The organism is Streptomyces sp. URMC 124 (assembly GCF_051386455.1).
In the GTDB taxonomy this organism is placed as follows: Bacteria; Actinomycetota; Actinomycetes; order Streptomycetales; family Streptomycetaceae; genus Streptomyces.
In genome coordinates this window covers 1-9389 of sequence record NZ_JBPQTS010000215.1, presented here as the reverse complement: position 1 = coordinate 9389, position 9389 = coordinate 1, and the positions used below count along the sequence as shown (strand labels likewise).

The following is a 9389-nucleotide window of genomic DNA, read 5'->3' as shown; positions in this document are numbered from 1 at the left end:
GGGCGGTGCGGTGGCGGGGGCGGGGGCCGTGGCCGGCTGGACGGACATGGGAGCTCCTTTGGCTCAAGGTTGATAATTTCAACGTTGAGATAAAAGCACCCCTGATCGTTCAACGTCAACTCTCTCAATGTTGAGATATCATCGCGGGGCAACGTCGGACGGCCGAAGGAGAGCGATGAGCGGCGACGCAGCAGGCGGGAACAGCGAGCGGGACGCGGTCGACGAGATCGTCGGACAGTGGTGCATGGAGCGTCCGGACCTGGCGGACGACCTGTGGCCGGTGCAGGTCTTCGGCCGGCTCCAGCGGCTGGGCGCGGCACTGGACAAGCGGTTCCGTGCGTTCGCGGCCGAGCACGGCCTGGAGCTGGGCGAGTTCGACGTCCTCTCCACGCTGCACCGCTCGGGCCCGCCCTACGAGCTGACGGCCGGCGCGTTCCGCAAGGCCGCCATGGTGACGTCGGGCGCCATCACCAACCGCATCGACCGCATGGAGGCCAAGGGCCTGGTCGAGCGGGTGCGGGACACCGCGGACCGGCGCTCGGTGAGGATCCGGCTCACCGAGCGGGGCCGCGAACTCTCCCACGCGTTCATGGCCGACCACCTCGCCCACGAGGCCCGCATGCTGGAGCCGTTCGACCGCGCGGAGTGCGAGCAACTCGCCGGCCTGATGCGCCGGCTCCTGGTGTCGTTCGGGGACACCACGATCAAGTAGCGCCGCCGCCGCCGTTCTTGAGCTCGACCACGACGGTCCCATGCCGGTCCCGGCGGTCGCCCCCTGCCCGCCGTGCCGGCTCCGGCTCCGGATCCGACGGTTCGGTGGGGAGCGCTGCCGCGCGGCGAGGGAGGAGTAGTGGCGTTGCCAGCAGGAGTGCGCCGGCCAGGCCGATGGCCGTGCGTGGGCCGAGCAGGGCGCCCAGCACCCCCCAGGCAGCGGTCAGGAGCGCGGTCGAGGCCTTGGTGGTGACCGCCCAGGCGGACAGCGTGCGGGTGACCCGGTCGGTCGCGGTGCGCTCGAGGCGGTGGGCGGCGTAGACGGGGTTGAAGACGCCGCAGCAGCAGATGAGCCCGAGCTCGACGCCGATCACCAGCAGCAGTCCCCCGGTGCCCGGCTCCAGAAAGGCCAGGCCGACGGGCCAGAGCGCGCGCAGCGTCCCGGCCGCCCTCAGGACCTGGTGCTGCCCGAACCGGGTGACGAGCGGCCGGGCCAGCTGCGAGCCGAGCAGGCCGCCGATCGAGGGCGCGGCGAAGGCGAGGCCGTACTGCCACGGCGCGAACCCGAGCCGGCCGAGCATCAGGACGGCCAGGAGCGGCTGGGTGGCCATCACCAGGCCGTTGAACAAGGCGGTGTTGAAGAACAGCCGGCGCAGCACCGCGTCGGCGAGGATGTACCGCCAGCCGTCGAGCAGGTCCCCGGCCCGCATCCGCGCGCTCTCCCGGCGCTCGGGCTGCGGCTCGTGCCCGCCCGCCGCGCGGATGCCCAGGGCCGAGAGGAGGTAGCTGACCGCGTCGGCCGACACGGTTGCCACCGGGCCGAGGAGTCCGGTCAGCGTGCCGCCCAGCGGGGGTCCGATGATCGTGGTCGTCCAGGTCGTGGACTCGAATCGGGCGTTGGCAAGGAGCAGGTCCTCGGGCGGCAGCAGCGTCTTGAGGTACGCGCCGGAGGCGGCGCGGAAGGTGATGTCGGCCGCCGCGACGACGGCCGAGACCAGCAGGAGCTGGAGGAAGGTGAGCACACCGAGCGCGTACGCGGCGGGGATGGTCAGCAGCGCCGCGCACCGCACCAGGTCCGTCGCGATCAGCACCGGCCGCTTGCGGCGGAACTCCACCCACGGGCCGAGGGGTACCGCGACGAGCGCGCCCGCCAGAGCCCCTACGGAGGAGAGTGCGGCGACCTCGGCCGGTCCGGCGTGCAGCACGTGCACGGCGATCAGCGGGAACGCGCCGAAGGCGAGCCAGGTGCCGAGAGCGCTGGTGGCGTACGCGCCCCAGAGCCACTCGAACCGCCGCCCCGGCCGGCGGCCACCCCTCATGCCCACGCCGCCACCCCTAGCCTCCGACTGCACAACCGATCCGCGATCAGAAGCATCAAAGCGAGCCTCCCACCAGGAAGCAAACAACCACAGGGCCATCCAGTCACAACCAATGGTTGTGCCCGTAGGGTGTTCGGCATGGACCTCGACGCCGTCCGGACCTTCGTCGCCGCCGCCGATGCGGGGCGCTTCCAGGAAGCCGCCGCCGAGCTGGCGGTCACCCAGCAGGCGGTCTCCAAGCGCATCGCCGTGCTCGAGCGCAACCTCGGCGTGCGGCTGTTCACCCGTACCCCGCGCGGCGCCGAGCTCACCATCGACGGGCAGGCGTTCCTGCCCCACGCACGGGAGCTGCTGCGCGCCGCCGAACGCGCGGTCGCGTCCGTGCGCACCGGCCACCGCCCGCTGCGCGTCGACGTGATCAACTCGCGCGGCGCGGCCTCGGGCCTGATGCGCGGCTTCCACCGTGCGCACCCCGGGATCGACCTCGACGTGCTGATGCTGTTCGACGTCGAAACGGCCGTCGCCGCCCTCCGCTCCGGCGCGATCGACGCGTCCTTCCGCGCCGTCGCCGCGCCCGGCCGGCCCCTTCCCGAGGACATCGAGTCCGTCCGGGTGCTCGACGAGCAGCTCCAGCTCCTCACCGGCCCCGCCCACGCACTGGCGGGCGCACGGTCGGTGCCGCTCGCTCAGCTGGCCGGGCACCGGATCTGGATGCCCGGCATCGTCCCCGGTACCGAGTGGGCCGCCTACTACGACGACCTCGTCGCCGAGTTCGGCCTCACCATCGAGGCGACCGGCCCGAACTTCGGCTCCGACGCCCTCCTCGACACCGTCGCCGACACCCCGGCACTGGCCACCTTCATGGGCGATCGGACCCGCCTCGTCTGGCCCGCCGGCCACGGCCTGCGCCTCATCCCGGTGACCGACCCGACACCGGTCTACCCGCACTCCCTCCTCTGGCACCGCGACAACCCCCACCCCGCGCTCGCCACCCTCCGCGCCCACCTCGCCGCCACGGCAGCCGGCCACGACGCCGCCGGGACCTGGGTGCCGGGCTGGGTGGTTCCGTGCCGTGGGGACACGGTCACTGCGCACCGGAAGACCCGGTGACGGCCCTCCCGCGCGGCGGCGGCCGGCACACCACACCCCGGGCGACCTGGCCGTGACGCGGCCGCCATGCGGGAGGCGCCGGAGAGGCGCAAGCTGGTGGGAGCGCCGAAGCGCACCGCCCGGCGACCGTCGTGCGGCGGCCGATGGTCCAGCCGAGGGCGCCCCCTTGAGTGAGGTGATCCTGGTGCCCGACCGCTCACACGCGCCCTCGGCCGGGCCCGTCGAGCCCGGCGCCGGACTCGAAGCCGGACCCGAAGCCGCAGCCGGAGCCGGACCCGGAGGAGCCGGAGTCGGAGTCGGTGGCGGGCTTGAAACCGGAGTCGACGACACCCGGCTGGCAGAGCTGCTCTCGGCGGCGCACACGGCCATGCCGGTGGAGCTTTCCGCACTGGTGAACCGCTGCGCCACCGCGCTGGGCATGGACACGGCGCAGATCTACCTCGTCGACCTGCAGCAACGGCTCCTCGTCCCGCTCGACGAGGCCTGCCCGCCGCTTCCCGTGGACGGATCGTCGGCCGGCTGGGCGTACCGCACGGTGTCGCTACGGGTGGCCGACGAGGACAACGGCGTGATCGTGTGGGTGCCGCTCGTCGACGGCGCCGAACGGCTGGGAGTGCTGGCCGTACGGTCCACGACGCTCGACGGTCCACGACTGCGCCGCAGCCGCATCCTGGCCGACCTGCTCGCCATGGCGATCACCTCCAAGCGGGCCTACAGCGACTGGCTGGTCGCCCGGACGCGCAGGGCGCCCATGCAACTGCACGCCGAAATGATGCGAGCCTTCCTGCCACCGCGCACCATCGGCAACAGCGAGTGCGTATCGACCGCGGTGCTGGAACCTGCCTACGAACTCGGCGGCGACGCGTTCGACCACTCGGTGGTCAAGAACATGCTGCACACCGCGATTTTCGACTCCATGGGTCACAACCTCGCTTCGGGGCTGACCACCTCGGTCGCCCTGGCAGGCGCACGCAACGCCCGCCGCAGCGGTGCCGACCTGCCCGACCTGGTCGGCACCGTCGACCAGGCACTCGCCCAGTGGCTTCCGGACCAGTTCTGCACCGGCGTTCTGTGCGAACTCGACGTGGCGCAGGGGGCCCTGCGGTGGATCAACTGCGGCCATCCGCCACCGCTGCTGATCCGTGACGAGCGGGTCATCGACCAAGCCATGGCCACCGAGTCGCAGCCCCCGATGGGACTCCCCTTCCAGCTCGCACCGAGCAACCGGGACGTACACGAAACGGCACTCGAACCCGGCGACCGGGTCCTGCTCTACACCGACGGTGTCACGGAAGCACGCAGCGAAGGGGGGATGGAATTCGGACTCGACCGGTTCACCGACTTCATCATCCGCTCCACCGCCTCCGGCCAGCGTCCGGCCGAAGTGCTGCGACTGCTCATCCACGCGATCCTCGACCACCAGCGCAACGATCTGCGGGACGATGCGACCATCCTCCTCTTCGAGTGGCGGCCGCAACGGCGCTGAGCCCACAGAGCCGAGCCTCTCCCCGAACCCCGCCCTGCGAGCCGACCGGCCGCCTGCGTTGAAGACAACTCCCCGGCAGCAGTTAGTCTTTGATCTTTCTTGAGAAGGGGCGCTGATGGGCACCAGGTTTATCGAGGTAGACGAATCACGAAAGGGCGAGCCAGGCGTGCGGAAGGGAGGCAGGACGCTGACGGTGGGAGACCAGTCGATCACCCAGGAGACATGGGTGAAGGTCGAAGCCTACGACGACCTCGATTCGACCGTGACCGAGGACGTGCACCTGCACACGTTCGCGGTGCCGGGCATGGAAGTGCGGGCCGGGGCCGCGAAGGACGACGAGGACGCAAGCAGCGAATTCGAAACCAGGCTGGTCCCCTCGGTCCAGTATTACCAGATCGAGCTCGGGCCCGACTCGCTGAACAAACTGCATGAGGCACTGGAACCGTTCATAGCAGCGGCGAAGGAATGCGAGCCGCCGAAGGGTCGCAAGACGCGCGCCAAGTGACCCGGTCGTGGCGTGAACTCCGCCGGCCCCCTCACGCCACTTGACCTCGCCTTCTCCCCCCACGTCGGCCGTCTGTTGAACGCTGTGTTCCAGGATCGCAGCGTTCAAGCGGCACCCCAGGTGCCGTCGGACGACGTATCAGGAGATCCGAAGTGACCGGAATCTTCGGGTCGTCGGCAGCGCCGCCGCGGCATCGGACACCGCCCGCGCCCGGTCGCCCGGTCGCCGAGCGGGTCGCCGTCTTCGGGGATCCGCACTGCTCGCAGCGGCCGGCGTCCTGGCCGTCACGGGCATCGCGACACAGCTGCCGACCACCGCGACCGCCTCGGCCGCCTCGACGGCGGCAAACGCAGCCCGGCCCATGGACGCCGCGGCCTCGGCTCCGGCCGCCGACGGCCCAGGGGGACAGGGGCGGGGCCACCGTCTACGCATCCAAGGCCGTAGGCACCATCGTCGCCGGCAGCAGGAGAACCGCCGCCCCCGCGCGCCCCCGTGAACGGCTCGTGCCCGCCGCACCGCCCCCGGTGCGGCGGGCACAGGCGCGCCGGGCTCAGCCGCGTTCCGGTACCCGGGCCAAGGTGCGGATCGGGCGGGCGGTCAGCAGGGCGGCTGCGGTGAGGAGGGCTACGAGGATGCCCACCTCGAGCACGCGGTCGGTGCCGAACGCTCCGGCGGCCGGGCCGGCCAGTGCGCTGCCGACGGGGAACATGCCGACGGAGCCCGCGACCTCGTAGGCGTGGACGCGGTTGAGCACTTCGCCCGGCACCTGGGTCTGCACGCTGGTGGCCCACATGACGCCCCAGAAGCTGATGCCGACGCCGACCAGGACCTGCGCGACGGCGAGCAGCCAGACCGGCCAGTCGAGGACGATGCCGAGCGGGTAGAGGGGGTAGGCGAGCATCGCGACCGCTCCGGCGGCGAGGGGCCGATCGGGCTTGTAGCGCATGGCCAGCAGGCCGCCGGCCACGGTGCCGGCGCCGAATGCGCAGTTGAGCAGGCCGAAGGCGGTGGCACCGTGCTCGGGCACGATCACGCCGGCGGCGATCGACAGCTGGGGTCCCCAGGAGAGCACGGCGAAGAACATCCAGATCGCGATGACGCCCCAGAGCCAGTTGCGGGCACGGAACTCGTGCCAGCCGGCCACCAGGTTGCGCAGCAGGCTCTCACCGGCCGGCGGGGCGGGCACAGCCCCGAGCCGGAGCGCGAACAGGCAGACGGCGCTGGTTCCGTAGGCGACGGCGGAGATCACCATCACCCAGCCGGTGGAGGCGGTTCCGACCAGCAGACCGGCCAGCGCGGGGCCGCCCAGCGCGGTGAGCGCCTCGGAGATGCGCAGCACCCCGTTGGCGCCCTGCACGTCGCGAGCCACGAGCGGGACGGTCGAGGAGGCGCCCGGCTGGAACATCGCGTTGGCGGTTCCGGCCACGACCAGCAGCGCGTACAGGTGCCAGAGGTGGTCGATGCCGTGGAGGAAGAGGAGGGCGAGCAGGACGTGGGCGGTGAGGTTGGCGAGGTCGGCGGCGATCATCATCCGGCGGGCGGTGAAACGGTCGGCGAGCACCCCGCCGAACAGCACCAGCCCGGCGAACGGGCCCACCAGGAAGGCCATCGCGTACCCGGCGGTGCTCAGGTCGTGCCCGGCGCTGAGCAGCCCGGCCGAGACCGCGACCGGCAGCATGGCCCAGCCGAGCAGGCCCGCGCTGCGGGCGGTGAAGTAGTACCGGAAGTTACGGGACCAGATCGCCGGTTCCCCGGCCGGCCGCGCACCGTCGTCGTCGTCGGCGGCGGGCCGGTCCCGGGTCTGCGAGGACGTCACCGCCGCAGTGGAGTCTGCCGAGCGATCTTTCATGAGGGTTCCATGCTCCAGCCGTAGATGTGCGTGTTCGTGAACGTCAGGGTCGAGTGGCCGCGGAAGGCGCTTCCAGCTCTCCCACGGTGACCAGCTCCAGGCCGCGTTCGAGCAGGCCCTCGATGATCGGGGGAAGGGCCTGCACGGTCTGCCCGCGATCGCCGGCGCCCTCGTGCATCAGCACCACCGAGCCCGGCCCGGCGGCCTCCAGGACGGTCGAGGCGATCCGCTCGGGCCCCGGCCGGGCCCAGTCGCGGGAGTCCACGTCCCACATCGTCAGGGTGGACGGGTGCCCCTCCAGGGCGGCCAGCACGTCCGGGCTGAGCGCCCCGTACGGCGGCCGGAACCGCGTCGGGGCCTCGCCGGTGACCCCGGCCACCGCCTCCGCCGTCCGGTCGATCTGCTCGCGCAGCTGGTCCGGTGTCAGGTCGGGCAGGAAGGGGTGCGACCAGGAGTGGTTGCCCAGTTCGTGGCCGGCCGCGGCGATCCGGCGCACCTCGTCGGGCAGCGCCGCGACGTGGTGACCGACGCAGAAGAACGTCGCCCGGACGCCGTAGCGGTCCAGGATCTCCAGGATCCGGCGGGTGCGGACCGGGTCGGGGCCGTCGTCGAAGGTGAGCGCGGCCCGTGGCGTGTCCCGGCGGCCGTGCTCGAAGCAGCGCCTGGCCGCCGTCAGCGCCGCCTGCATCGGCTCGCTGCGCCGCACGCCCTCGAAGTACTCGTCCGCGCGGCCGCTCAGACTGCCCCCTTCGGCGGTCACCCGGGCCAGCGCGCCGGGCGCGCTGCGGGCCTGTTCCGCCAGTTGGAGGGCCGGGACGGAGCCGAACCGCGGCCGGGGCGGCAGCAGCCAGGGGTCTGCGCGGTAGACCTCCAGGCCGGCCGCCGTCATCGGCCCGTCGAGCAGGCCGTTGGTGCTCTCGAAGACCGCGGCCAGCGGCTCGTCCTTGCCGAGGTCCTTCAGCCAGGCGATGAGTTCGGCGACGTGGGCGGCGCCCCAGCTGCTCGGCTCCGCCGCCCGGCGCCCCGCGCCGTCGAGGACCTCGACCTCGTACCCCGCGCCCGTCCAGGCGATTCCCGCATACCGGTACCGCATGCCCATCCGTATGCTCACCCGTCCCCCCGGGCGATCGCCTCGGCGATCACCGATTCCTCGACCCCGCGCAGGAAGCGCTCCATCCCCTCGCGGGTGAGGGCTGCCGGGTCAGCGGTCATGCACAGCTCCAGGGCGCCCGGCGCGGTCAGCACGTCCACCGCCACCGACACGTTCTTACGGGGCAGGAACTCGGTCGGCCAGCTCAGTTCGGTCCGGCCGGTCAGCTCGCTCAGGGCGGCTCGCGGTCGCGGGGCGGTGTCGAAGGGCCCGCTGCCCGGATCGCGGGTGTCGTTCCACCAGCACGAGTGGTCGGCCGCCTCGCCCCGCTCGACCAGCCGGGCCACCTCCCGGTCCAGCGCCCACTTGTCGTACCCGGCGTGGCGGAACGCGGTGAACGCCACGGACCGCGTCCGTCGCACCGCGTCCTCGAAGTCCTTGTCCGCGTCCGTAAGGAGGAACACGGCCTCCTGCGCCATCGTGGAGACCGACTCGGCGGCGGCCGGCCGGAAGCGGTTGCTCACCACGACCTGGAACAGCACGTCGCTGCTCCCGGACATCCTGGCCAGCTGGTGGGAGGCCGCCCCCAGCAGCACCGCGGCATCGCTGACCCCCAGCTTCTCCGCCACCTGCTCGACGGCCACGGCCAGTGCCGGCGAGCGCAGCAGCGCGTTGGGGAACAGCCGGTCCGGGTCCGCCAGCGCGCGTTCCGGCGCCGCGGGGCCCCGGAAGATCCGCCGGGGACCGGCTGTCAGGCGCTCGCACCAGTAGCGCCGGGCCGCCTCGTCCTTGCGGCGGCCGAGCGGCGACGCCTGGAGCGCCGCGGCCTCCAGGGGCTGGAGGGCGGGGCGTGCCAGGAGCAGCGACTCCGCGGACTCCCCCGATTCGATCAGCTGCAGGTCGCGGAGCATCCGGCCCTCGCCCCACAGGTCCATCGCGGTGTGCGACGCCGCCAGCACCAGCCGGTGGACCATGCCCTCGCACTCCACGAGGCCGACGCGGAACGGCCACTCCCGCGCGTGGTCGAAGGCGCGGCCCGCCAGCTCCTCCATCAGGGCCTCGCCGACCGCGGGGGCCTGTTCCACGGGGCACGTGCGGACCGCCACCGGAAGCTCGCCGGCCCCGTCGACGACCTGCTCCAGACCTTCCTCGCCGCCCTCGCCGCCCTCGCCGTCCTCGCCCTCACGCACCGGAAGGAGCCTGGTGCGCAGGCTGTCGTGCATCCGGAGCAGCTCCGTCAGGTCCGCGAGGACGCGGGGGGCGGGGCGGGGCGGACTGAGGGGGAGGTCGAGCCGCAGGTTGTACCGGGGAGGGGGGGG

General features: G+C 72.6%; 8 protein-coding genes. 4 read left to right on the top strand and 4 right to left on the bottom strand.

The genetic code is table 11. The annotated features are described in order from the left end of the window. Positions 1-175: 175 nt before the first annotated feature. Positions 176-712: a MarR family winged helix-turn-helix transcriptional regulator gene (locus ACSNOG_RS30210; RefSeq protein WP_436755887.1), complete on the top strand. Its 537-nt coding sequence runs from the start codon at positions 176-178 to the stop codon at positions 710-712. Here ACSNOG_RS30210 and ACSNOG_RS30205 read toward each other — a convergent pair. Continuing rightward, on the bottom strand, positions 705-2030 hold the full coding sequence (locus ACSNOG_RS30205) for an MFS transporter (protein WP_436755889.1): 1326 nt from the start codon (positions 2028-2030) through the stop codon (positions 705-707). The genes ACSNOG_RS30210 and ACSNOG_RS30205 overlap by 8 nt on opposite strands. 138 nt (positions 2031-2168) lie before the next feature. On the opposite strand from ACSNOG_RS30205, the gene ACSNOG_RS30200 reads away from it, so the two are divergent. From ACSNOG_RS30200 to ACSNOG_RS30190, 3 genes are all read left to right on the top strand, one after another. Beyond that, positions 2169-3140 carry a LysR family transcriptional regulator gene (locus tag ACSNOG_RS30200; protein ID WP_436755886.1) on the top strand — a complete coding sequence of 324 codons (972 nt, stop codon included), beginning with the start codon at positions 2169-2171 and terminating at the stop codon, positions 3138-3140. A gap of 367 nt (positions 3141-3507) precedes the next feature. After that, positions 3508-4626: a PP2C family protein-serine/threonine phosphatase gene (locus tag ACSNOG_RS30195; protein WP_436755888.1), complete on the top strand. Its 1119-nt coding sequence runs from the start codon at positions 3508-3510 to the stop codon at positions 4624-4626. Between the two features lie 115 nt (positions 4627-4741). After that, a complete protein-coding gene (locus ACSNOG_RS30190) occupies positions 4742-5131 on the top strand; it encodes a hypothetical protein (RefSeq protein ID WP_436755885.1) in 390 nt (129 codons plus the stop codon). Between the two features lie 550 nt (positions 5132-5681). On the opposite strand, the gene ACSNOG_RS30185 is transcribed toward ACSNOG_RS30190, so the two are convergent. From ACSNOG_RS30185 to ACSNOG_RS30175, 3 genes are all read right to left on the bottom strand, one after another. After that, positions 5682-6947, bottom strand: coding sequence for an MFS transporter (locus tag ACSNOG_RS30185; protein ID WP_436755884.1), 1266 nt, complete (start codon positions 6945-6947; stop codon positions 5682-5684). Positions 6948-7023: 76 nt separating this feature from the next. Then, positions 7024-8073, bottom strand: coding sequence for a polysaccharide deacetylase family protein (locus ACSNOG_RS30180; RefSeq protein WP_436755883.1), 1050 nt, complete (start codon positions 8071-8073; stop codon positions 7024-7026). A 14-nt stretch (positions 8074-8087) separates the two neighbouring features. Then, positions 8088-9389 (bottom strand): condensation domain-containing protein (locus ACSNOG_RS30175; RefSeq protein ID WP_436755882.1); only part of this gene is annotated, 1302 nt, incomplete at its 5' end.